Annotated in this window: 20 protein-coding genes; 9 read left to right on the top strand and 11 right to left on the bottom strand. The window is 62.5% G+C overall.

Annotation, left to right across the window (positions count from 1 at the left end; all coding sequences use genetic code 11):
• Nucleotides 1-33: 33 nt before the first annotated feature.
• The 5 genes from J2X53_RS06835 to J2X53_RS06815 are packed head-to-tail and all read right to left on the bottom strand — an operon-like array spanning nt 34 to nt 6,260.
• Nucleotides 34-843: a creatininase family protein gene (locus J2X53_RS06835; RefSeq protein ID WP_349036725.1), complete on the bottom strand. Its 810-nt coding sequence runs from the start codon at nt 841-843 to the stop codon at nt 34-36.
• A 15-nt stretch (nt 844-858) separates the two neighbouring features.
• Nucleotides 859-1,821 (bottom strand): oligopeptide/dipeptide ABC transporter ATP-binding protein, encoded by a 963-nt coding sequence (locus J2X53_RS06830; RefSeq protein WP_349036724.1) that lies wholly within the window; start codon nt 1,819-1,821, stop codon nt 859-861.
• Nucleotides 1,818-3,752: a dipeptide/oligopeptide/nickel ABC transporter permease/ATP-binding protein gene (locus J2X53_RS06825; protein ID WP_349036723.1), complete on the bottom strand. Its 1,935-nt coding sequence runs from the start codon at nt 3,750-3,752 to the stop codon at nt 1,818-1,820. The genes J2X53_RS06830 and J2X53_RS06825 overlap by 4 nt, the downstream gene beginning before the upstream one ends.
• Nucleotides 3,749-4,702 (bottom strand): ABC transporter permease, encoded by a 954-nt coding sequence (locus J2X53_RS06820; RefSeq protein ID WP_349036722.1) that lies wholly within the window; start codon nt 4,700-4,702, stop codon nt 3,749-3,751. The genes J2X53_RS06825 and J2X53_RS06820 overlap by 4 nt, the downstream gene beginning before the upstream one ends.
• A gap of 10 nt (nt 4,703-4,712) precedes the next feature.
• Nucleotides 4,713-6,260 (bottom strand): ABC transporter substrate-binding protein, encoded by a 1,548-nt coding sequence (locus tag J2X53_RS06815; protein WP_349036721.1) that lies wholly within the window; start codon nt 6,258-6,260, stop codon nt 4,713-4,715.
• A gap of 544 nt (nt 6,261-6,804) precedes the next feature.
• Here J2X53_RS06815 and J2X53_RS06810 point away from each other — a divergent pair.
• From J2X53_RS06810 to J2X53_RS06800, 3 genes are all read left to right on the top strand, one after another.
• Nucleotides 6,805-7,752, top strand: a complete 948-nt coding sequence (locus J2X53_RS06810) for an ABC transporter substrate-binding protein (protein WP_349036720.1) — start codon at nt 6,805-6,807, stop codon at nt 7,750-7,752.
• A 289-nt stretch (nt 7,753-8,041) separates the two neighbouring features.
• On the top strand, nt 8,042-8,728 hold the full coding sequence (locus J2X53_RS06805) for a helix-turn-helix domain-containing protein (protein WP_349036719.1): 687 nt from the start codon (nt 8,042-8,044) through the stop codon (nt 8,726-8,728).
• Complete coding sequence (locus tag J2X53_RS06800) at nt 8,725-10,374, top strand: amidohydrolase (RefSeq protein ID WP_349036718.1); 1,650 nt, start codon at nt 8,725-8,727, stop codon at nt 10,372-10,374. Before J2X53_RS06805 ends, J2X53_RS06800 begins: the two co-directional genes overlap by 4 nt.
• Nucleotides 10,375-10,387: 13 nt before the next feature.
• On the opposite strand, the gene J2X53_RS06795 is transcribed toward J2X53_RS06800, so the two are convergent.
• The 3 genes from J2X53_RS06795 to denD form a co-directional block, all read right to left on the bottom strand.
• Nucleotides 10,388-11,737, bottom strand: a complete 1,350-nt coding sequence (locus tag J2X53_RS06795; protein ID WP_349036717.1) for an NAD(P)/FAD-dependent oxidoreductase — start codon at nt 11,735-11,737, stop codon at nt 10,388-10,390.
• A gap of 198 nt (nt 11,738-11,935) precedes the next feature.
• Complete coding sequence (locus J2X53_RS06790) at nt 11,936-13,714, bottom strand: IlvD/Edd family dehydratase (protein WP_349036716.1); 1,779 nt, start codon at nt 13,712-13,714, stop codon at nt 11,936-11,938.
• Nucleotides 13,715-13,753: 39 nt separating this feature from the next.
• Nucleotides 13,754-14,749: a D-erythronate dehydrogenase gene (gene denD / locus J2X53_RS06785; protein WP_349036715.1), complete on the bottom strand. Its 996-nt coding sequence runs from the start codon at nt 14,747-14,749 to the stop codon at nt 13,754-13,756.
• Between the two features lie 75 nt (nt 14,750-14,824).
• On the opposite strand from denD, the gene J2X53_RS06780 reads away from it, so the two are divergent.
• From J2X53_RS06780 to J2X53_RS06755, 6 genes are all read left to right on the top strand, one after another.
• Nucleotides 14,825-15,535 (top strand): FadR/GntR family transcriptional regulator, encoded by a 711-nt coding sequence (locus J2X53_RS06780; protein WP_349036714.1) that lies wholly within the window; start codon nt 14,825-14,827, stop codon nt 15,533-15,535.
• A 152-nt stretch (nt 15,536-15,687) separates the two neighbouring features.
• Complete coding sequence (locus tag J2X53_RS06775) at nt 15,688-16,836, top strand: fumarylacetoacetate hydrolase family protein (protein WP_349036713.1); 1,149 nt, start codon at nt 15,688-15,690, stop codon at nt 16,834-16,836.
• Nucleotides 16,837-16,838: 2 nt separating this feature from the next.
• Nucleotides 16,839-17,399 (top strand): TRAP transporter small permease, encoded by a 561-nt coding sequence (locus tag J2X53_RS06770; RefSeq protein ID WP_349036712.1) that lies wholly within the window; start codon nt 16,839-16,841, stop codon nt 17,397-17,399.
• The gene (locus tag J2X53_RS06765) at nt 17,396-18,673 is read left to right on the top strand and encodes a TRAP transporter large permease subunit (RefSeq protein ID WP_349036711.1); all 1,278 of its coding nucleotides are present in this window, start codon (nt 17,396-17,398) and stop codon (nt 18,671-18,673) included. The genes J2X53_RS06770 and J2X53_RS06765 overlap by 4 nt, the downstream gene beginning before the upstream one ends.
• A gap of 24 nt (nt 18,674-18,697) precedes the next feature.
• Nucleotides 18,698-19,708, top strand: coding sequence for a TRAP transporter substrate-binding protein (locus tag J2X53_RS06760; protein WP_349036710.1), 1,011 nt, complete (start codon nt 18,698-18,700; stop codon nt 19,706-19,708).
• Nucleotides 19,709-19,811: 103 nt separating this feature from the next.
• Complete coding sequence (locus J2X53_RS06755; protein WP_349036709.1) at nt 19,812-20,645, top strand: DMT family transporter; 834 nt, start codon at nt 19,812-19,814, stop codon at nt 20,643-20,645.
• A gap of 31 nt (nt 20,646-20,676) precedes the next feature.
• Here J2X53_RS06755 and J2X53_RS06750 read toward each other — a convergent pair whose 3' ends face one another.
• Genes J2X53_RS06750 through J2X53_RS06740 form a run of 3 tightly spaced genes read right to left on the bottom strand, consistent with a single transcriptional unit; the run spans nt 20,677 to nt 24,621 of the window.
• A complete protein-coding gene (locus J2X53_RS06750; RefSeq protein ID WP_349036708.1) occupies nt 20,677-21,696 on the bottom strand; it encodes a Gfo/Idh/MocA family oxidoreductase in 1,020 nt (339 codons plus the stop codon).
• Nucleotides 21,693-22,724: a Gfo/Idh/MocA family oxidoreductase gene (locus tag J2X53_RS06745; RefSeq protein ID WP_349036707.1), complete on the bottom strand. Its 1,032-nt coding sequence runs from the start codon at nt 22,722-22,724 to the stop codon at nt 21,693-21,695. Before J2X53_RS06745 ends, J2X53_RS06750 begins: the two co-directional genes overlap by 4 nt.
• Nucleotides 22,725-22,749: 25 nt before the next feature.
• Nucleotides 22,750-24,621 carry a TRAP transporter large permease subunit gene (locus tag J2X53_RS06740; protein ID WP_349036706.1) on the bottom strand — a complete coding sequence of 624 codons (1,872 nt, stop codon included), beginning with the start codon at nt 24,619-24,621 and terminating at the stop codon, nt 22,750-22,752.
• Between the last annotated feature and the right edge of the window lie 7 nt (nt 24,622-24,628).

Below are 24,628 nucleotides of genomic sequence, written 5' to 3'. Positions count from 1 at the left end.
GCACATGTGCCGCCCCTGCCTTTTGTGGACGGGTCAGGCCGCAAAGCCCTTGGCGACGTGATCGCGGATGAAGCCGGCACCGATCTTGACGAGGCGGTCGCTCAGGGCCTTGCCGGTTTCGGCCGAGCAATGCACGGGATCGCCGCCCCAGACACCATGCGGCGCGCTTTCGATCGCTTCGATGGGGGCTTGCAGACGCGCGCCGTCGTATTTGATCGCGGCAAATCCGGCGACCTCTACGCCCATGGCCTTCTGGCCCTTCGGGGGGGCATGACGCAGATCGAGGCGCAGGATTTCCGGGTAGTAATGCAGCCCGATCGAGGTCAGCGGGTCGCCGCCGTGCCCCGAGGATTTCGCGGCCTGTTCGGGACCCAGAATGTCTTTGAGCAGCTCATAGCTGATCTGCCAAAGGTACATCGACGCCACGAACATCCCATTTCTTTGCCGCCACTTCAGCGACACATCATTGATTGGCCCGACATTGCCGCCATGCCCGTTGATGACAAGGATCTTGGTCAGACCATGCCGCGCGAGGCTGGCAAACATGTCGTCCAGCAAAGCGGCAAGTGTGGCCTGACTGATGGCGATACCACCGTGCGACGAGCCGAAATAATCGGCCCCGCCAAACGGGATCACCGGGGCGATGAAGGTTGGCACGCCTTCGGCACGCGCGGCGCGGGCGATGTCCAGCGCCACACATTCGGCAGCCAGATAATCGCCCATCGGCGCGTGCGTGCCCTGATCCTCCAGCGAGCCCATCGGCAGCAGGATCACGGCATCCTTGTTCAGATACTGACGCGCTTCTTCGCTGGTCAGTTCGGCGATCTTGATCTTGTCGGTCATCATCAGTGTATTTCCTTAAAGAATGTCGTCTCGGATGCAGGCCTTCAGGCGGCCTTCGCCCATGTCGCGCAGCGGCGGAACGGTTTCGGCGCAGGCAGGCAGCGCATAGGGGCAGCCGCTGCGGAACACGCAGCCAGAGGGGGGCGTCAGCGGCGAGGGGATTTCACCCGTCAGCCGGATGCGATTGCTTTCATGCTTCAGGCTGGGCTCCGCCGAAATCAGCGCGGCGGTATAGGGGTGTCTGGGGGCAAAGTGGATCTGGTCGGCAGGCCCGACCTCCATCACCTTGCCCAGATACAGCACCATCACCCGGTCAGAGATGTAGCGCACCACCGACAGATCATGGCTGATGAACAGCAACGAAATTCCGGTCATGGCGCGCAGATCGGCCAGCAAGTTCAGCACTTGCGCCTGAATCGAGACATCCAGCGCCGAGACCGCCTCGTCGCAGACAATGAATTTGGGCTCGACCGCCAAAGCGCGGGCAATGCCGATGCGCTGTCGCTGGCCGCCTGAAAACTCATGCGGGCGGCGGTCCAGAAACGCGGGGTTCAGGCCGACCATGGTCATCAGTCCGGTCAGCCTATCTGCGCGGGCGGGGCCCATGTGCAGCTTGTGGGTGTCCAAAGCCTCGGACAGCACGGCGCGAATGGTCTTGCGCGGATCAAGACTGGCGTAAGGGTCTTGAAAGATGATCTGCATATCCTTGCGAAGACGGCGCAGACTGGCGTGAGAGATGGTGGAAAGATCCTGTCCGTCAAACCGGACTGTGCCGCTATCTGCCTCGATCAGCCGCAGCACCGCCTTGCCGATGGTGCTTTTGCCCGATCCGCTTTCCCCGACCAGCCCCAGAACCTCGCCGGGGTGCACCGACAGGCTGACCTCGCGCAAGACCTGCATCATGCGCTTGCCGAACAGCCCCTTGCGGCCGACGGGATAGCTTTTGCTCAGGTTCTGAACCTCCAGCAGCGGGGTCATCGGGCGGCCTCCGATCCGGCTTCGGGTGCCCGGAAGCACCGCACCTTACGGTCCCCGTCGGCGCTGTTGAACAGCGGCGGCGGGGCATCGGCACAAGACGGGATCGCAATCGGGCAGCGGTCACGAAAGGCACAGCCCGAAGGGCGGGCGTCTGGCAGCGGCGGGGTGCCGCTGATCGCGCGCAGCCGGTCACCGCGCGCCGAGTGCAGCTCTTCATGGGACGAGGGCATGCTTTCCAGCAGCGCCACCGTATAGGGATGGTGCGGGGTGTTCAGCACCTGCGACACCGGGCCTTCCTCGACCACCTGACCCGAATACATCACCGCCACACGGTCGGCGATTTCGGACACGATGCCAAGGTTGTGGCTGATGAACAGCAGGCTCAGGCCGTCTGCATATTCGGTCCGCAGGCGTTGCAGCAATTCGATGATCTCGGCCTGAATGGTCACATCCAGCGCGGTGGTGGGTTCGTCCGCGATCAACAGACGCGGCTCGCAGGTCAACGCCATGGCGATCATCACACGCTGGCGCATGCCGCCCGACATCTCGTGCGGGTAGCCGTCAAACCGCCGGGCCGGTTCGTTGATGCCGACCAGCTCCAGCAGGTCAATGGCGCGGGTGCGGGCGTCAGCATAGGGCATCGGGCGGTGTGACAGGATCGCCTCGACCATCTGGGCACCAACCTTGTGGATCGGGTTCAGCGAGGTCATCGGTTCCTGAAAGATCATCGCCACATCATTGCCGCGCACGTCTTCCAGTTCTTTGGCAGTCAAAGTGCCAAGATCGACCATCTGGCCCGATTTGCGGCGCAAGCGCAGCGCCCCGCCCGCCTGCCGGATCGCACCGGGCAACAGGCCCATCAGCGCCAGCGAAGACAGCGATTTTCCCGAACCACTTTCACCGACAAGGGCCGTGCATTGGTTCGCCCGCAGTGTCAGCGACACATCCTGGATCACATCAACCGGCCCGCCGGGGCGCGCCAACTGCAAGCGCAGATCGCGGATCGAGGCGACCACATCGGCCGTCTCATCCGGCGGGGTCACACGCGCCGCAACCGGCACCGAGGTTTCATCCTTGCCACCGCCCAACGCCCCCTTCGGGTCCAATGTGTCGCGCAGCCGGTCGCAAAAGAAGTTGATGGCATAGATGGTCAGTGTCAGCGCCACGCAGGGGATCAGGATGCCCAGCGGATCCTGGTTCATGAATTGCCGCGCCCCCCGGATCATCTGGCCCCAGGATGGCGCGGGCGGCACCACACCCAGCCCGAGAAAAGACAGCCCGCTTTCGATGGTGATCGCGGCGGCGGCGGTCAGCGAGTACTGCACCGATACCGGGCCTGCGATGTTGGGCAGAATGGTGCCCAAGACAATCCGGTGCGACGGGGTGCCCAAGGCACGCGACGCCTCGACAAAGTCCAGCGACGAGACGCGCAGCGCCTCGGAAAAGGCGATCCGGGCAAAAGACGGAAAGTATAGCACTGACAGCACGGCCACCAACGTTCCCGCGCCGGGGCCGAACAGTGTCACCACCAAGAGCGCCAGCAGGATCGGCGGAAAGCACAGCACCACATCCGACAGGCGCGTGGTGACAAATTCGAACGGCCCGCGAAAATAAGCGCCGATCAGACCCAGCAGCGTGCCAACGATACAGGCCAGCGTGGTGGCGACAAAGGCCACGGTCAGCGAGACCTGCCCGCCATACAGCACCCGTGCCAGCCGGTCGCGCCCGAATTCATCCTGCCCCAGCCAATGTTCCCAGCTTGGCAGCGCCAACCGGTCACGAACCGAAATCTGGACCGGGTCTGCGCCAGTGATCAGCGGTGCGGCGAATGGAATAAGGATCAGTGCCGCCAGCAGAATGCCGGGCAGGATCATGCGCCGGGGAATGGCAGACAACAGGCGGCTTTTCTGTGGGACAGGGATTGCGGTCATTTCAGGCGAATCCTCGGGTCCAGCAACGAATACAGGATGTCGATCACCAGATTGATGCCGATAAAGATCGCGGCGACCGTCAGGATGATGGCGCGAACCGTCGGGTAATCGCGCTGCTCGACTGCGGTGACCAGCAATCCACTCAGTCCGGGCCAGTTATAGACAAACTCGACCAGCACGGTTGATCCCAGCAAAATCCCCAGCTGCAGGCCGACAACGGTAATCACCGGGCCCAGCGCGTTGCGCAGAATGTGGCGGCGTACCACCAGACTGCGGCGCAGGCCCTTGGCTGTGGCGGTGCGTACCCAGTCATGCCCCCGCATTTCCAGCACGCTTGCCCGTGTCATCCGAAAGATGATCGTGGCCAGATGCAGTGCGACAGTGGTTGCAGGCAGCACCAGCATTTGCAGATGCTGCGCAGGATCATCTGAAAAGGCGACATAGCCGCCAGCGGGCAGCACCCGCAGCACCTGCGCGAAAAAGTAGATGAACAGCGTGCCGACCACAAAACCGGGGATCGAGGTCAAGAGCGCGTTCACCCCCGACGCAATGACATCAAAGCGCCCGCCACCGCGCAAACCCGCCAAAGTGCCCACCGGTATCGCCACAATCAGCGCAAGCACCGTGCCCACTCCGATAATTTCCAGCGTGCGGGGCAGGCGCAGCGCGATGGCATCTGCAATGGACGAGCCATCGACAATGGATGTGCCGAATTCAAACCGGGCCGTATTGATCAGAAAACTGAAGTATTGGGCAAGAATGGGCTTATCCAGCCCCATCTCGCTGCGCAGATTCTGGATCGCCTCTTGCGTGGCGCTGCCGCCCCCCGTGGACAGCAACAGCTCTGCCGGGTCACCGGGCACGATCACCAGAAGGGAAAAGATGATCGTGCCGACGACCAGCAGCATCGCAATCGCCGCCGCCACACGGCGCAGGAGGAATGCCAGCATCTGCCGCCCCTTAGCCCAGTCTGGTTTCGTCAAGCGCGTAGGCGGATGATCCGTTCAGAAAGCCGGGAAGTGCTTCGAACCCGGTGACCGATTTTTTCATCGCAAAGGCCTGCACCCGCCAGTTCAGCGGCACTTGCGGCACTTCCTCGAAATAGGCGGCGGCAAGATCCTGATAAACTGCCTTGCGCTTTTCGGTGTCCACTTCGGTGCGGCCCTGCTCCAGCAGCCCGTCAATCCGCGCGCTCTTGAAGCCAAACGATTGCAGATACGATGGGTTGCCCGAATAGAGCAGCGACCAAAGCGAGTCGGGGTCGTTGTAAATGCCTGACGTGCCATGCACGGCCAGATCGTACTTGCCTTCCTTGCCTGCGGTGACGCGGGTGCCCCAATCGGGCAGGTCCAGCGTGGCGTTGATGCCGATCATCGCCAGATATGCCTGCACCACCGATGCGGTATCCTGATGCATGCCATAGGTCGCAGTGGCCAGAAGGCGGCAGTCGAAGCCGTTCGGATAGCCCGCCTCGGCCAGCAACGCCTTGGCCTTTTCGATGTCATACGTCCATTCTTGCGCCGGGTTGGCCAGAGCAAAGGGCGACCCCTGCGGATTGGGCAGGCCATACAGCGGCACGCCCCGACCGGCAAAGGCCGCATCGACCACATCCTGCCGTTCGATCGCATAGCCGACGGCCTGACGCACCTTTGCATCGGCAAACGGACCTTGGGTCACGTTGAACAGCAAGAACATATACGGCCCCAGCGTGCTTTTCATCTGCATCGTGTCTGACGCTTCGACGGCGTCAAACTGGGTCCATGGCAGATACTCGATCAGATCCACATCGCCTGCCTCCAGCGCGGCAAAGCGCAGGTTCTCGTCGGCGTAGGCGATAAAGCGGATGCCAGCGAAATTGGGACCGCCTTCGTCGTAATAGGCGCCATAGCGCTCCAGCTCGATATAGACGCCTTTTTCAGAGGATTTCATCACAAACGGACCGGCCCCGATGTCATTGCCATCAGTGCTTTCGGCGGAAATGACCGGGCAGCAATAGCTGGCCATCAGATCCAGGAAAATGGCGCTGGGTGAGGACAGGGTGATCTTCACCGTCTTGTCGTCAACTTCTTCTACCGCTTCGATGATTGCCAGATCGCTTTTCAGAAACGCGGTAGAGCCTTCTTTGGTGATCTCGTTCAGGGAAAAGATCACATCGGCCGCCGTAACCGGCTTGCCGTTATGGAATGTGGCGTTGGCCCGCAGCCTGAACACGACAACCGTGGGGTCAAGCCATTCATAGCTTTCAGCCAGTTCGGGCAGCAGCTTGCCCGACGCATCATAGCCCATCAGCCCGCGATAGATCATCAGTTTGACAGTGTTTGCCGCCCCGCCGGTATTGTCGAACGGCTTGACCGTGGGCGGGAAGGTGGAAAGCCCGAACTTGAGCACGGCATCAGTGCCTTGCGCCCAGGTGCCACGTGGAAACGCCATCGCAGTTATGCCAGCGCCCAGGCTGAGCAGAACGCCACGGCGCGTGGCCATCATGCTCGTGGGAAGGGAAGGTGTCATGGAAACCTCGGATCTGTTGGATGGGGATGTCGCGGGCTTGTGCCTCGTCTTGGGGTGGATCGAAGCCTTGCGAGGGAGGGATGTCCAATCGAAAAAACTTTTATGGCGGATAGATTTCTTTGACACCGCGATTTTCCGTGAAGCGCCGACAGTGTGTTCTGCTGCTCGCACAGTCAATCATATTTGTTGGTTTTACATATGAATTACAATTGGTTGCGATGCAGGCTGCTGCGGTGCAGACGCAAGCGATCCGGCAGGTGCAAAGGACAGGTCCGGCCCTTGGGCCTTTTGCCGCCGACGCGGATTTGTGGCCCCTGAACAGGCAGCCCAAGGACATGTGATGCAGGTTCCGGCTGGCCGAGAAACGGGCCATGCGCTGACAGCCGATCAAAATTCTCTACGACTGACAAAAGAATTTTCGATTGGACGCGGGGAAGTCAGTCAGGTGTTTATCCTGCTGTCGTCCCCAATTGTGCAGCCTGCGCCGAACAGGCTTTCCTGATCCGGGGCCAGCTTCCCCTTAATACAGAACCGGACATATCTGATGACGCTGACAGTTCGCCTCGCCCTTCGTGATTGGGACTATCTGACACCCTTGCTTTTGGGCGATGTCGCCGACCCCGGAATTGACCTGCAGATCACGCGGGTTGGCACGCTGGTCGACGATCTGCCCACGACGACAGCTTATGACGGGGCCGAGATTTCCTTCAGCCGCTACGTTCAGGACCGGGCGGCTGGGGGCGACGCGGTTCTGGGTGTGCCGCAGTTTCTGATGCGGGGCTTTCGTCACCGTTGCATCATCACCGCCAAGACCAGCCCCATCACCCGTCTGGAGGATCTGGCGGGCAAAAGGATAGGCGTCACCGGTTGGCAGGACAGCGGCAATACCTGGACGCGGGCGGCGCTCGCGGATCTGGGTGTCGGGGTTGAAGATGTCATGTGGTATGCAGGCCGCCTGACAGAGGCGCACCCGATCACCGACCGTCTGGGCCGCTTTGCCCGACCGGGCAGGATTGAAGCGATGCCCGGAGAGCAGCCGATGATCGCGGCACTGCTGGATGGCGGACTGGATGCCGTGTTCACCCCGTTCATGCCGACTGGGTTCTTCCGCCCCGACTCACCCTTTCGTCATGTGCTGCCGGATTTCCGCAGTGCCGAGATCGCCTATTTTGATCGTGTCGGCTACGTGCCGGGGATGCATATCCTTGGCCTGAAGGCTGGCTTTGTCCTGCAAAACCCCTGCATTGCCAAGGCTTTGAGTGATCTGTTTGATGCGTCGCTTGCGATGTGGCTGGAGAAACGCCGCAAATATGCGGAAACCACTCCGTGGATCATTCAGGACATCGCGATGATGGACGCGGCGCTGGGGGCGGGTTGGGCTGCCAGTGGTCTTTCGGCCAACGCTGGTATGGTGAACGACTTCGTGCGTCAATCGCACGAACAGGCCCTGATTGGCCGCGACCTGACGCTGGAAGAAATCTTTCCCCCCTGATACAGGCACAATGCCATGACCATTCAATCGCGCACCCTGCACACAGGCAAAGTGCCGCGAGGCGGTCGCCTTCGGCCACGACGCCAGCGCGACCAAAGCCCGTCTTGAGACAGCTTGTGCAGCGACCGGCGGATCAGACACCCACTGTTGTGACGACAGAGGACTTGGGCTGCCGCATATGACCGGGGCCGGCTCATTCCCTGAAATCACTTAGATAAGAACCAAGCGCATTGACAATATTTCTTTATTTAATAAACTTTTTTACAGACGTATGATTTTGAAAGCCTGCATGACCGCCCTGCCCATGAATGAAACATCCGCCGAATCCGGTCTGCGCGACCGCAAAAAAGCCCGTCGACGGGACGAGATTGTTTCCGCAGCGAAAGACCTTTTCGCCCGACAAGGCATAGATGAAACCACCATGGCGGAAATCGCGGCGGCGGCAGGAATCTCAGCGCCGACAGTCTTCAACTACTTCGGGTCAAAGGATGGCATCCTGATCGCGATCATCGCCGAAGGCACGCTGAACGCGCGTGAAAGCGACCGGCCGCTGCATTGGCGCGAGGGGGTCGATCTGGCCGGGCTGATCACAGAGCTTTTTGTCCGTGTTTCGACCCGCACGCTGGAAATCGCGGGCAAGCGGGTCTGGCGCCATGCCGAAGCCGCAGTGATCCGGCATCCGGAGGCGGAGTTCTCGCAGCAATATGCGGCGGTTTCAGCCGCGCTGATCGACGTGGTGACCGACTTCTTCACCGATCTGTCGCTGACGACCCGGGCCGGAACGGACTGCGCGCCCCGTTGGCTGGCCGGGCTCTTCCATGACATCTGGATGCCCTGCTTCATCCGTCTGATCACCGATGACTCCGAGACGCTGACCGATCACGAGGCCACCTTGCGCGCGCAGTTCCTGCCACTGGTTGGCCTGATCTTCACTGAGGACTGCGCAGCTCGTCCTCATCGCAAGGCAAAAGTATGACCGCAGACCTGATTATCCTGAACGCATCCGTCCTGACGATGGATGACGCGACCCCGCGTGCCGAGGTAGTCGCTGTCCGCGGCAATCGTATTCTTGCCCTTGGCACAAGCGAATCCGTCCGCAGCCTTGCGGGGCCGGCAACCCGGATGATCGACGCTCAGGGGGCTACCTTGCTGCCGGGCTTTGTCGAATCGCATCTGCACCTGTTTTCCGGCGCATACGGCCAGACGTTGCTGCAACTCGCCAACGTGCGGGGCGTAGACGCGATGCAGGATGCCGTTCGTGCCTTTGCGGCTGCGAAACCGCAGGACGGCCTTCTGTTCGCCCAAGGCGCTGATTACGAAATCCTCGGCCACGGCACCCGGCTTGACCGGCATGTGCTGGACCAGATGTGCCCCGACAGGCCTCTGGCGGTCATGGCCTATGACTTCCACACGCTCTTTGCCAACACCGCCGCCCTGACCGCCGCCGGTCTGCTGCATGGCCGTGCCTTGCCGGTCGGCAGCGAGGTGGTGATGGGCGCGGACGGTCTGGCCACTGGCGAGCTGCGCGAGAAGTTTGCGCTGCTGCCGGTTCTCGACCTGCGCACCAGCGGCGGACGCGAGATGCTGGGGATGTCGGGGGTCGAACCAGCGGTTCCGCCCACCCCCGCAGAATGGCGCGAGGATGTGGATATTCTGAAAGCGGGCCTGCGGTTCTGCGCATCCAAGGGCATCACCTCGATGCACAACATGGACGGCAACCGCCACCTGCTAGAGCTTTTGCGCACGGTCGAGCAGGAGGGCGACCTGATCGCCCGCGTCTCGGTCCCCTTCCACTTCACCCGCGAAATGCCCCCGTCCGAACTGGACCGCGCCAGTAACATGGCGGCGGACTTCACCAGCGAGACGCTGAGCAGCAACCGGGTCAAGATCTTCATTGACGGGGTGATCGAAAGCGGCACGGCGGCGATGCTGGAAGACTATGCCGATCGTCCCGGCCATCGCGGCGAGCCGATCTTTGACGCGGCAAGCTTTGCCGGGGCCGCCATCGAGATTGACCGTCGCGGTATGCAGATCACCGTCCACGCCATTGGCGACGCTGCTGTCCGCATCGCGCTGGACGGTTATCAGGCGGCGCGCGATGCCAACGGCCCCCGCGACAGCCGCCACCGGATCGAGCATATCGAAGTCATTGATCCCTCTGATATTCCGCGTTTTGCCGACCTGGGGGTGATTGCCTCGTTTCAGCCGCTGCACGCGCCGCAGGGAGAAAGCCCGACCACGCGCAGCATCGGACCGGCCCGCGCGGCCAATGCCTATGCGTGGCGCACTCTGCACCAGTCGGGGGCGGTGGTCGCCTTCTCTTCTGACTGGCCCATCGTGCCTGTCGATCCGCTGCTCGGCATCCAGACCGCAATGACACGGCAGCCTCATGTGCCGGGCCTGTCCGACCAGCGACTGCCGCTGAGTCTGGTGCTGAAAGCCTTTACCAGCAACGGCGCTTATGCCGGGTTCATGGACCAGCATACCGGAACGATCCGTGAGGGCATGCTGGCCGATCTCGTGCTGCTTGGCGGAAACATCGAGGCGACCCCGCCCGACCAGATCGCCGCCCTTGGCATTGCCCTGACCCTGTGCGACGGGCGGATAACGCATGAAGCCTGACGGGCGGTGGCTGCTACCGTTCGATGCGCTGCCCAGTTGAGTGGGTGCCTTCGGTGGCCCGATCCGCAGGGCGCCGGGCCTTTTTGTCGCTCTCGGTTGGCCCAACCGTTCCTTGGGTGATCAGCCGGGCGCTGTGCTGGCCCGTCAGATAGGTCCAGAGCCAGCTCCAGGCCACAGCCGTGCGCGATCTGGTTCCGATCAGGAAGAAGATATGGGCCACGCCCCAGACCCACCACGCCAATCTGCCACGCAGTTTTAACCGGCCCATGTGCACAACGGCGGCATTCTTGCCAATCGTCGCCAGATTGCCCTGATGGCGATAGCGGAACGGCCCCGACGGCGGCTTGCCAAGGCTGCGGTCGCGGATGGTTTGCGCCACATATGTGCCCTGCTGCTTGGCCGCCGGGGCGATGCCGGGGACCGGGGAGCCGTCCGCTGCCTTTACGCTCGCCGTATCACCGATCACGAAGATGTCCGGATGTCCCGGCACCGAAAGGTCCGGCCCGACCGGAACACGGCCAGCCCGGTCGCCCTCGACGCCCAGCCAGGTGCTGGCCGGCGAGGCTGCCACCCCCGCCGCCCAGACAGCGGTGCGGCAGGGAATGAACGTCTCACCAATCGTCAGGCCGTCGGGCGCGCAGTCCGAGACCGGCGTGCCAAGCAACAGCTCCACCCCGCGCTGTTCCAGCGCCCGCGCTGCATAGGTCGAAAGCTCCTCGGGAAACGCCGCCAGCACCCGCGGCCCGGCTTCGATCAGCAGGACGCGGGCCTCGCGGGTGTCAATGTTGCGAAACTCTGGCCAGAGCGTGCGTTTTGCAAGTTCGGCAATGATCCCCGCCAGTTCCACGCCTGTGGGACCGGCGCCGATCACGCCGAAGGTCAGCAGGGCGCGGCGGGCGTCGGGATCGGGTTCGCACTCGGCCCGCTCAAAGGCGAGCAACAGGCGGCGTCGGATGGTGGTGGCATCTTCAAGCGTCTTCAGGCCCGGCGCGACCATTTCCCACGCGTCATGCCCGAAATAGGCATGCCGCGCGCCGGTTGCGATCACCAGTGCATCATAACTTACCGTGCTACCGTCGCCCAGCCGCACCAACCGCGCAGCAGGATCCACGCCATCGACGCGGGCGAGCAAGGTCGTCACATCCGGGCGGTCGCGAAACAGGCTACGGATCGGCCATGCGATCTCGGATGTGGCAAGGATCGTCGTCGCAACCTGATAGAGCAACGGCTGGAACAGGTGATGATTGCGCTGGTCAATCAGCGTGATGCGGGTGCCGCTGCCTTTCAGCCCCCGGACAACCTGCAATCCGCCGAACCCCGCGCCGATGACGACAACATGATGATCGGTGTTGCTGCGGGACATCGGCGGATCCTCCGGTAATCCTTCCCCAAAGGGGATACGTGAGCAGAACGTCCGTCGTGACCTTAGATGACGGGCCCGGGAAGAAAAAGGGCGTTCCGACAAGATGTCGTCTTGCGACCGGTCCGTCGGAGCGGCTGTCCCCTACCACCTTCGCACCACGCTACGCCAACGGCCTGACCGCAGCCGCCCGACACCCGGTTAGTGATTGTGCCTTGGCAGGGTATTGCTGATCCGCACGAATTTGTCGGCCCCTTCAATGGTCGCGCCATCAACCAGCTGGGTGACGGTGGCGCGGTACATCTTTTGCCACGGCGTCGCCGATGCGGGCACTGGCGGCAGGCCATCTTGTTTGCGGGTGGCAATTTCAGCTTCGTCCACCAGCATGTCACAGCGCCCGGCGTTCAGATCAATCCTGATCCTGTCGCCGGTGCGCAGCCATGCCAACCCGCCCCCCGCCGCGCTTTCCGGTGAGGCGTTCAGGATCGACGGGCTGTCGGCGGTCCCCGATTGCCGCCCGTCGCCGATGGTGGGCAGGCTGGTTATACCGCGCTGGATCAGGCGATCCGGCGGCTGCATGTTCACCACTTCGGCAGAGCCGGGCCAGCCAAGCGGCCCGGCCCCCCGGATCACCAGAATCGAGCGTTCGTCAATCTCAAGCGCCGGGTCGTTGATGCGGGCGTGATAGTCGGTTGAGCCGTCAAAGACAAAGGCCGTGCCCTCAAACACCCCTTCGCGCCCCGGTTCAGACAGATAGCGCGCACGGAACTCGTCAGAGATGACACTGGTTTTCATGATGGCGAAGTCAAACAGGTTGCCGCGCAGTACCAGAAAGCCTGCGCGCTGCATCATCGGCGTTTCATAGCGCCGGATCACCTCACGGTCAGTCGCCTCGCGCCCCGTCAGGTTCTCCGCCATGGTTTTCCCGGTCACTGTAGGGCAGCTGCCATCCAGCACCCCGGCCTGCAGCAGTTCCCACATCACCGCAGGCACACCGCCCGCGCGGTGGAACCGTTCGCCCAGATAAGCCCCGGCGGGTTGCACATTGGCCAAGAGCGGCACGTCGTAGCCATGGGTCTGCCAATCCTCCGGGTGCAGCTCAACGCCGGCATGGCGCGCCATTGCCATCAGATGCGGCTGCGCATTGGTCGATCCGCCAATGGCCGAATTGACCCGGATCGCGTTCAGAAACGCCGCGCGTGTCAGGATCTGCGACGGCCGCAGATCTTCGCGCACCAGCTCAACCGCGCGCAAGCCTGTGCGATAGGCGATCTGCCCCCGCTCCCGGTACGCCGCCGGAATGGCCGCGCAACCGGTCAGCGACATGCCCAGTGCTTCGGCAATGGCGTTCATGGTTGAAGCCGTGCCCATCGTGTTGCAATGCCCGATTGACGGCGCGGAATCGAGTGCCGACTGCAGGAATTCATCCCGCGTGATCTCGCCCGCCGCAAACTTGCGGCGCGATTGCCAAATCACGGTGCCGGACCCGACCAGACGCCCCTCATGCCAGCCATCCAGCATCGGCCCGCCCGACAGCACAATCGCGGGCAGATCGACTGTCGCGGCGGCCATGATGGCCGAAGGCGTGGTCTTGTCGCAGCCAGTGGTCAGCACAACGCCGTCAAACGGATAGCCGTACAGCAGTTCAACCAGCCCCAGATAAGCCAGATTGCGGTCCAGCGCAGCGGTGGGGCGCTTGCAGTTTTCAAACAGCGGATGCGACGGGAACTCGATAGCGATGCCCCCCGCATCGCGGATGCCGTCACGCACCCGCTTTGCCAGATCCAGATGATGCCGGTTGCACGGGTTCAGATCGCTGCCCGATTGCGCGATGCCGATGATGGGCCGCCCCGACCGCAGCTCTTCCGGCGTTGTGCCATAGTTCATGAACCGCTCCAGATACAGCGCGGTCATGTCGGCATGATCAGGGTTGTCGAACCAGTCCTGAGAACGCAGACGGCGGGGCGACTGGTCGGTCATGTCATGTCCTTGGGTTCATGGGCGGGCATCGGATGGGCGTCAGCGCGAGGCTTCCAGCTCGTCTTCGATATGGGCGCGGATGATCTGGTCAAAGCTGTCTTCGGCGGTAAAGCCCAAAGCACGGGCGCGCGCGGCCTCAAACCCCGGGGCCCAGCCTTCGCACATCCGGGTGATAGTGGCATCGGGTTCGCGGTGGATCAGCGCCACGGCGCTTTCGCCGGCAACCCGTCGCAACGCCTCGATCTGCTCGCCCACCGTCGCGCTAAGACCCGGCATCGACAGGTTGCGCTGCGGGCCTACGGCGGTCAGATCCATCGTTGCGGCGTGGATCATGAACCCCACCGCAGACCGTGGTGAGGTGTGCCAGTGCCGGATGCTGTCGGGTACCGGCAGGATGGCGGGCTTGCCCACCAGCGGCTCGCGCAAGATATTCGAGAAAAAGCCTGACGCCGCCTTGTTCGGGGTGCCGGGGCGGATGCAGATCGTGGGCAGGCGGATGCCGATGCCATCAAAGAAACCCCGCCGGGAATAATCGGCCAGCAACAGCTCACAGATCGCCTTTTGCGTGCCGTAACTGGTCAGCGGGGTGGTGTGGAACGTATCAGGAATGGGGAACGGCAGGGGTGCGCCCATCACCGCGATGGAAGAGGCAAAAACCACACGCGGATGATAGCCGTCGCCACCATGCGCGAGGCGGAGGGCGTCGAACAGATCGCGCGTGCTGTCCAGGTTGATGCGGTATCCCTTGTCAAAATCCGCCTCCGCCTCACCCGAGACGATGGCGGCCAGATGAAAGATCACGTCTGGCCTGCCGTCGATCAGTCGCTGCGCGATGCCAGATGCCGACAAATCAGCGCTGAAGGCGTCAAGCTGGCCGGTGAACCCGACAGGAGCCTCTGGCACGACAACATCAACCAGTGTGAGCGCGGAAACCGCGCGCCCGGCAAGACCGTCGCGCATAAGCCGGCCGATAACCTTGCGGCCCAGCATGCCGGAAGCGCCGGTGATCAGGATATGCATTGTCAGTCCTCCCATGGGGGGCGATCCACCCTCTTGAGTTCGCATGATTGTCTGATAACCTGAAAACTACAAGCGGAGAGAAAGCTCACCATGACCGGCGCACTCACCCAGATCAGCCGTACCGAACATCTGCCTGCCCGGATTGCAGCCCAATTTGCGCGGCAGATCCAGGAGGGTGACCTGAAGCCGGGCGACAAGCTGCCCACCGAAAACGCGATGTCGAAGAATTTCGGCGTCAGCCGCACCGTTATCCGCGAGGCCATCGCGCAGTTGCGCAACGAAGGCATGATCGAGACACGCCAGGGCGTTGGCGCGTTTGTGATTGACCGGCCGACCCGCCACATCCGGCTTGATGATCGCCGCCAGATGGACACACACGGGTTTCGCGACCTGTTTCAACTGCGGGTACCGCTGGAAATCGAAGCGGCGGGACTGGCAGCAACCTATCACCGGGCCGAGCATTTGCGGCAGCTGGATGAGGCTTTGCAGCGGATGAGTGTCCCCGGGGGGGACGATGGCATCGTGGCAGATCTTGATTTTCATCGGACGATCGCCGCAGCGACGGGCAACGATTACTTTGTGCAGTTTCTGGGCGCGGTTTCAGATCGCATTCTGCAAACCATTGTCGAATCGCGCGAGCGCACCCGTCTTGACGAGATCGTGGTCATCGTGAACCGCGAGCATACCGAATTGCGCGATGCCATTGCGGCGCGCGATCCGGTGCGCGCGCGTTCCGCGATGCGCGCGCATATGGTCGGATCAGCAGAGCGCATTGCATTGCGGCTAGAATTCTACCTCTGATTGCCGCTGACTGCCGTCTGAAAAGATTCGGTAGACAGGCGCGAGCTGTCTCAAGTAGAGTTTGCTTATCATGTTGTCTGACATCATCAGGCCGTTCAGTGCAGGAGGCGCTGACGTAAGCGGGGAGACGGAATTTGACTTCACGGCAAGCTTTGGCGGCTTCCGGGCTGCTGCCCGAGGATGCTGCAAGCGCGACACTTGTGGGCCGGGTCTGGTCTGATCAGCAAGGCGGGCCTTGCCCCGTTGTGCTGCGGGATGGGCATGTGTTCGACCTGACCAGCGTTTCGGCCACCATGTCGGGCCTGCTGGAGCGCAGCGATCTGCATGGCGCCCTCGCCGCGCCAGGCCTGACAGATCTGGGACCGCTGGACGGGTTTCTGAACGGCGACGCAGGCCATCTTCTGGCGCCCGTCGATCTGCAGGCGATCAAGGCGGCCGGTGTCACCTTTGCCGACAGCATGCTGGAACGTGTGATCGAAGAACAGGCGCGCGGCGATTCTGCCCGTGCATCCGAGGTCCGGGCACGGCTTGCTCCGGTCATCGGCGACAGCCTGCGCGGCGTTCAGGCCGGGTCCAAAAAATCGCGGCAGGTCAAGGCCCTGCTGCAAGAGATGGGCCTGTGGTCGCAATATCTTGAGGTCGGCATCGGCCCCGACGCCGAGATTTTCACCAAGGCGCAGCCGATGTCGTCGATGGGCTGCGGCGATCTGGTCGGCATTCATCCGATGTCGGAATGGAACAACCCGGAGCCAGAGGTTGTGCTGGTCATCCGCTCAGACGGCACCATTCTGGGGGCCACTCTGGGCAATGACGTAAACCTGCGAGACGTGGAGGGGCGCTCGGCCCTGCTGCTGGGCAAGGCCAAGGATAACAACGCCTCCTGCGCCATCGGCCCGTTCATCCGGCTGTTTGACGCGGGGTTTACCCAAGGCGATCTGGATCAGAGTACGGTTTCCCTGCATGTCGAGGGCGAAGACGGTTTCGTGATGACCGGCGAAAGCCTGATGGGCGCGATCAGCCGCACCCCGACCGATCTGGCAGGCCAGCTCTTGAACCGCTCGCATCAGTATCCTGACGGGGCGGTGCTGTTTCTGGGCACCATGTTTGCCCCGGTGAAGGATCGTCGTGGCGCAGGTCAGGGCTTTACTCACGAAGTCGGGGACCGGGTGGAAATCGCCTCGCCCCGCCTTGGCCGACTGGTCAACTGGGTGGACCGGACCGACCGTTGCCCGGAATGGACCTTTGGCACCCGCGCGCTGATGCAAAACCTGATCGCACGCGGTCTGGGCGACAGGCTGTGACCATGACACGGGTGTCGCGGTTCTTTTTCCGGTTCCTGGACATCCTGCTTGCGCTGCTCTTGTCAGCCATGGCGCTGATGGTGTTTGTGAATGTCGTCATGCGCTACACCATGAATTCGGGCCTGCCCCTGTCCGATGAGCTGTCGCGCTTTGCCTTTGTCTGGCTGACCTTTATCGGGGCGGTCGTGGTGTACCACCATCGTCAGCACATGGGGATGGAAACCGTTGTCGCGCAGTTCGGGCATCGCGGGCGGTTGGTGCTGATGGGCATGTCGGATGTGCTTATCCTCGGCTGCGCCATTGTGCTGACCCATGGCACCTGGAAACAGCTGCCCATCAATGCGTCGATGAGCGCACCGGTTTCGGGTCTGTCGATGGCGTGGGTCTATGGCATCGGCTTGTTCACCGGGGCAGGCATCATCGTGATCACGCTGGAGCGTCTGTATCGTCTGGTGACGGGTCGCATTACCGAGGCAGAGATCCGCGGCTTTGGCGGTGAAATGGAAGATCTGTACGGCACCGCGGAAAGCAAACCGGTCAAGGCGGGGGAGCGCGCGGAATGACGCTTCTGGTCTTCATCATCTCGCTGCTGTCGGCCATGGCGATTGGTGTGCCGGTGGCCTTTGCGCTGATTTTCTGCGGCGTGATCCTCATGTCGTTCATGGGCATGTTCAACACCCAGATCATCGCGCAGAACATGCTGATCGGCGCCGACACGTTTACTCTGCTGGCTATCCCGTTCTTTATTCTGGCGGGCGAGTTGATGAATGCCGGCGGCTTGTCAAAGCGGATCATCGAATTTGCCATCACCTGCGTCGGCCATATCCGCGGCGGGCTTGGTCTGGTTGCGATCATTGCAGCGGTCATCATGGCGTCGATCTCCGGCTCGGCGGCGGCCGATACGGCGGCACTGGCCGCCATCCTGATCCCGATGATGGCCAAGGCGGGCTACAACGTGCCGCGTTCCGCCGGGTTGATCGCGGCGGGCGGTGTGATCGCCCCGGTGATCCCGCCGTCAATGGCGTTCATCATCTTTGGCGTGGCTGCCAACGTGTCGATTTCACAGCTGTTCATGGCGGGCATCGTGCCGGGCATGCTGATGGGGGTGGCCCTTGTCGTGACCTGGCTGATTGTGGCGCGGAACGACAATGTAGAGACTTTGCCAAGGGTCGGATGGGCCGAACGGGGCCGGGCATCCGGCCGGGCGGCCTGGGCGCTTGGCATGCCGGTGATCATTCTGGGCGGCATCAAGATGGGCGTGGTCACCCCGACCGAAGCGGCTGTCATCGCCGCCTTTTACGCGCTGTTTGTCGGCATGGTGATCTACCGCGAGCTGAAAATCCGGGATCTGCCCGGCGTGCTGATCGCGGCGGGGCGGACAACGGCGGCCATCATGTTTCTGGTCTGTGCCGCACTGGTCTCGGCCTGGCTGATCACGGCGGCCAATATTCCCAATGAAATCATCGGCTATATCGAGCCGCTGATCGAAAGCCCCCGTGTGTTGATGCTGGTCATCATGCTGCTGATCCTTGTGGTGGGCACTGCGCTGGATCTGACGCCGACAATTCTGATCCTGACGCCGGTGCTGATGCCGATCGTCGCCAAGGCCGGGATCGACCCGGTCTATTTCGGGGTCATGTTCATCATGAACTGCTGCATCGGGCTGCTGACGCCGCCGGTGGGTGTGGTGCTGAACGTGGTCAGCGGCGTCGGCCGCGTGCCCCTAGGCAAGGTCATCCGGGGGGTATGGCCGTTCCTCATCGCCCAAATTCTGGTGATCCTGTTGCTGGTGGCATTCCCCAACATCGTGATCGTACCAGCAAGATGGTTTTATTGACGACACATTCCTGGGAGGGAAACTATGAAACATTCTGCACTGAAAACGGCACTGTTCCTGACAACCATCGTCGCGGCGGCCAGCCCGGCCTTTGCGCAGTTTACAGAGCGGTCATTCCGTGTGTCGAACGGCATCAACGAGGATCATCCGGTCGCGGTCGGCATGCAGGCCATGCAGGCCTGTCTCGATGAAAAATCCGGCGGCATGATGAAGATGCAGGGCTTCTGGGGCGGCGCGCTTGGCGGTGACCTGCAGGCCACGCAAGCGGTGCGCAGCGGGCTGCAAGAGGCGGTTGTCACCTCCTCCTCGCCGCTGGTCGGCATGGAACCAGCGCTTGGCGTGTTTGACCTGCCGTTCCTGTTCCGCAGCCCGGAAGAAGCCTATGCCGTGATGGACGGCCCGTTCGGGGAAAACCTGAACCAAAAGCTGGATGCCATCGGGCTGGTCAATCTGGGCTATTGGGAAAACGGCTTCCGCAACATGTCCAACTCGCAGCGGCCCATTGAAACATGGGAAGATTTCGAGGGCATGAAGGTGCGGGTGATGCAGAACAACATCTTCCTCGACACGTTCTCGAACTTCGGGGCCAATGCCACGCCAATGGCCTTCGGCGAGGTGTTCTCGGCGCTGGAAACCAAGGCGATTGACGCACAGGAAAACCCTTATGTGACCATCGACACCTCGAAGTTCTACGAGGTGCAGTCCTATATCAGCGAAACCCGGCACGCCTATACGCCGTTCCTGTTCCTGTTCTCAAAGGCGATCTTCAACACCTATTCGCCCGAAGAACAACAGGCCCTGCGTGATTGCGCCACTGTCGGGCGCGATGTCGAACGCGCAGCGATTCAGGAGCTGAACCTGGAATCGCTGGCCAAGATGGAAGAGGCCGGGTTGAAGTTCAACACCATCTCGCCGGAAGATCAGGCGGCGATGCTGGAGAAATCGCAGGTCGTCTATGACAAGCACAAGGCGACCATCGGGGCAGATGTTGTGGATCAGGTGCAGCAGATCCTGACCGAGCTGCGCGCCGAATAAGCGGCACCGCTGTTTTCACGAACCGGGCACCCGGAGGCCGATATGCCTCCGGGTGCCTGCATGACCACGGGGCGTTGCAATGAAATCCGGACTGACGGGCAATATGGCCGGCGCACTTCTGATGCTGCTGGGAATGGCGACCTTTGCCGGCAATGATGCCATCGGCAAATGGCTGGTGGCCGATTACGGCGTGGCACAGGTGATTTTGCTGCGGTCTTTCGCGGCCTTGCTGATCATGGCCCCGCTTATCCTGCGCGGCGGCCGTGTGGTGGAGCGTATCCGCTTTGCCCCGCGCCCCGGTCTGCAGGCGCTGCGGGCTGTGTGCGCTACCGCCGAGGTGTTCTGCTTTTACGCCGCCGTCTACTACATGCCCCTCGCCGATGTGATGGCGTTCTGGATGGCCGCGCCGATCTACGTTGTGGCAATCTCGCCGTTTCTGTTGGGCGAACGCGTTGGCAAACGCACGTGGATGGCCGTGGCCGTCGGATTTGTCGGTGTGCTGATCCTGCTTGCGCCGTCGCTGCAAGTGTCGGGTCCGGGGGCGTTCTTTGCATTGCTGGGCACCGCCGCCTTTGCCGCCATCATGGTTCTGGGCCGATCGCTGCGCGAAACGGCGGATCGTGATCTGGTATTGTTTCAGCTGGCGGCGGCGGGCATCGCCGGGCTGGTGTTTGCGCCGTTTGACTGGCAACCCCTGCGTTCGGGTGGTGATCTGGCGCTGCTGTTTCTGCTGGGGGTGGTGGCAACAGCGGCGCATATGCTGGTGACCCGCGCGCTGAAGCTGGCCGATGCCTCTGTCGTCGCCCCGTTGCAGTATTCCCTGCTGGTCTGGGGTGCTGCTTTCGGATTTCTGATCTTTGGTGACGTACCAGCGCCCGCAATGCTGATCGGGGCGGCGCTTATCGTCGCTTCAGGTCTGATCGTGCTGCGCCGCTGAGTTCCCCCTTCGGAATTTTGCGGCCTTTCTGCTACGCGCGCCGGGGCGCATTGCCATCGGCGATCTGCTGCGCCTGAATTGCCAGCCGCGTGACCATCAAGGCATGGCCCGGCGGCATGGCCGTGGCGCTGCGGTCGCGGACATCTGCCAGAAAGCGCGTGAAATAGGTCAGAGGTTCGGCACTTGCGTCAATATGCCGGGTTCCCTTGTGGTCGGTCAGGAACAGATGGTCGGTGCCGGGACGACCTGCCACGTCGATATATTTGCGCAACTCTATGCTGCCTGCGGTTCCGGTCAGGAACAGCCGCCCGTCACCCCAGGTTGGCAGGCCATCAGCGGTGAACCAGTCGACACGGATAAAGCCGCGCGCGGCACCACTGTCGAGCAGAACATCGCCATAATCCTGAAACGCCGGCACTTCGGGCAGGGTGCGATTGGCGGTCTGCGCCGCGATGATCTGCGCCGACGTGGCCCTAGTAAAGAACAGGAACTGGTCGATCTGATGGCTGGCGATATCGGTCAGGATGCCCCCGAATGCCTCTGGCCGGAAAAACCATTCGGGACGGATCGCGCGGTTCAGCCGGTGCGGCCCAAGGCCGGTGGTCTGGATGACACGGCCGATCGCCCCATCGGCCACCAGTTTCGCCGCGACCTCGCAGGCGCGCACGACAAAGCGTTCCGAAAAGCACACCGACAGGATGCGCCCGGTTTCCGCAGCCACACGCTCCAGCGCATCAACCTGCGCCAGTGCGATTGCGCCCGGTTTGTCCAGCATGACATCCTTGCCCGCCTGCATCGCGCGGATGGCGATGGCGGGCCGGTCAACCGGGATCGCAGCGCACAGGATCACCTGCACGTCCGGATCGTCAAACAGCGCCTCCCGTGACCGCACCGGCAGGTCGGGAAAGCGTTCGCGGAACCCCTCCAGCACGCGGGGATCGCTGGTTTCGGGGCAATATCCGGCGCAGACCGCGCCTGCCGCCAGACATTCGCCGACCATGTGATAGATATGGCGGTGGTCTAGTCCAATCGCTGCAAACCGGATCGTCATACGCCACGCACCTCTGCCATTGCACCCGTCTGCCCGGTCTCGATCAGCGCGTCGATCAATCGGTGAACGCGCAGCGCCTCTTCTCCGGTCACGCGCGGGTCGCGGTCATTGTGGATGGCATCCACGAAATCGGCCATCACTGCGCGGTGAAAATCGTGAGGGAAGGCCATCGGATCGGCCCCGGTGCCACCCGCCGCAATGTCGCTTTCAACCTTTTCCACCGCGCCGCCGTGAAACTGCGCCAGCATCTCGCCCCCGCGCAGGGCTAATGTGCCGTGTTCCCCTGTGATCACGATCTCTTCGTGAAAGCCCGGATAGGCGGCGGTCGTGGCGTCGATGGTGCCGATTGCGCCAGTGGCAAAGCGGACGGCGGCGCAGACCATATCCTCTGTCTCCATCCGGTGAACAGGGGTGGTGGTTGCAAAGCCCGTCACCTGCTGAACCGGACCGGCAAGCGACAGCATCAGGTCCAGCGTATGAATGCCTTGCGACATCAGCGCCCCGCCACCGTCGCGCGCAAAGCTGCCCCGACCCGGTTCGTCGTAGTAGGACTGCGGCCGCCACAGCCGGATTGTCGTCGAGCAGCCCACGATCCGCCCCAGCGCACCGTCACGCAGGATCTCGGCCGCGCGCATACCGGCCGGGCGGAAACGGTGCTGCAGAACGACGCCCAGCCGCACCCCCGCCGCGCGGCAGCCCTGCACCAGCGCCTCGGAGCGTGCAGTGGTGATGTCCAGCGGCTTTTCCATCAGCACATGCTTGCCCGCCCGCGCGCAGGCCAGCCCGATTTCGGCATGGGTGTTGGCCGGGCTGAAAACGGCCACCGCCTCAACCCGGTCGTCGGTCAGGATCGTCTCCAGACTGTCACAGACCGGAAACGGAAAGCGCGCCGCGAAATCTTCACGCCGACCCGGCGAGGGGGCAAAGGCATGCAGCACCTCGACCTGTTCGGCCAGATCGACCAGACCCTTGGCATGGGGGGTCACGGCCATGCCAAGGCCGACAATGGCGATACGGGTTCTTGTCATCTGCTTTCCTTTCAGAGCAACCGGCTCAGGGGCCCAGCCAACGCAGGGGCAGTTGGGTCAGGGCGGGTACGAAAGAGACCAGCATCAGCACGCAGATCATCGCCACCAGAAAGGGCAATACCGCCCGGAACGTCGCCACCTGATCTGCCCCGCCGGCCCGTGCGGTGGTAAAAATCAGCACACCCAGCGGTGGTGTCAACGCGCCGATCACAAGGTTCATCACGATGATCAGGCCAAAGGTGATCGGGTCAAACCCGGCCATGACCACCAGCGGCACAAGGATCGGCACAAGGATGACCAGCGCCGCGATCATCTCCATGAACAGGCCGACAATCAGCAGAAAAATGTTGATCGCCAGCATCAGAAGCCAGGGCCGCTCTACCAGCACCGCCAGACCAGCAGCAATCTGTTGCGGCACCCGTTCAAAGGCCAGGACCCAGGCAAAGGGCGATGCCGCCGCGATGATGATCACGATCACCACTGTGTCCAGCACCGCATCGCGCACAGCGGCAATCAGATTGCGCCCGGTCAGCTTGCGATACAGAAAGGTGCCGCAGAACAGCGCATAGATCATGGCAACGGCCCCGGCCTCGGTCGCGGTGAACACGCCGAACCGCACGCCGCCCACGATGATCACCGGCAGGATCAGCGCCGGAATCGCCAGCATCAGTCCGCGCAGACGTTCAGCGCGTGAGGCTTTGGGCAGATCACCGCCATAGCCCCTACGGCGCGAGATGATCCAGACGACCAGCATCAGGGCCGCCGCCATCAGCAATCCCGGCACCAGCGTCGCCACAAACAACGCACCGACCGAGACCGAGGCGAGGGCGGCATAGATGATCAACCCCAGACTGGGCGGGATCAGGTTGGCAAGTGTAGACCCCGCAGCCGTCAGGGCGGCGGCAAAGGGGCGGTCATAGCCGCGCCGCGCCATCTCGGGCACCATCAGCTTGGCAATGGTCGACGCATCAGCGGTGGACGATCCCGACACCCCGGCCAGCATGGTATTCGTCACCACATTGGCCTGCGCCAGCCCGCCCCGCAGATGGCCGACCATCATCATAGCAAGATCCACCAGACGCGGCGTGATGCCGCCCGCATTCATCACCGCCGCGGCCATGATGAAAAAGGGAATCGCCAGCAAGGTAAAGGAATTGAGCGAAGCCCCCATGTTCTGCGCGATCGTCACCAAAAGGATGGGATTGGCCGAAGCGAACGCCGTGAATGAAGCCAGCACCAGTGCAAAGGCGACCGGCACCCCCAGCACGATGCCCACAAGCCCCACACCCACCAATACCATCGGGCCACTGGCCTCACTATAGATCAGCCCTGCCCCGTTGCGTGTCGCCAGATAGAAGAGAAACCCGCAAACCAGAATGCCCGCCCCCTGAACAAAGCCGCGCCGACCGTCTGGCCAGAACAGAAAGAACAGATTGAACGCCGCCCCGACCGGCACCGCCATGAACAGGTATTTCATCGGCAGTTGCAGTGCGGGCGATGCCGAAATGGCACGTTGCACATAATCCAGCCCATGAACCAGCAACACAAGACTCGCTGTCACCATGACCGAGGCGGTCAGGAACAAAAGAACCGCCTGCGCGCGTCCGGGCAAAAGGCGCGGCACGAAATCGATCGCGATATGCGCGCCCCGCCCGGTGGCCAGTGCCATGCCCAGCATTACCGCCCAGGTGAAAACCCAGGTCGCGACTTCCTCGGGCCAGGGCAGGGCCGCGTTGAAAATGTAGCGCATGATGACCTGAAGGCAGGCCACCGTGACCGCCGCAAGCACCAGCCCGATGCAGGCGACTTCCAGTGCCATATCGACCCATCTGCGGATGGTCAGCACCGGCGTACCAGACGCTGCCATGGCAGCGTCTGAAGGGATTTGCGTGTCCATGTCGCCG

Origin of the sequence: Pseudotabrizicola sp. 4114 (genome assembly GCF_031457365.1) — a bacterium.
Lineage (GTDB): Bacteria > Pseudomonadota > Alphaproteobacteria > Rhodobacterales > Rhodobacteraceae > Pseudotabrizicola.
Note: the sequence above shows the minus strand (reverse complement) of the source record. Positions and strands in the feature narration are given on the sequence as shown.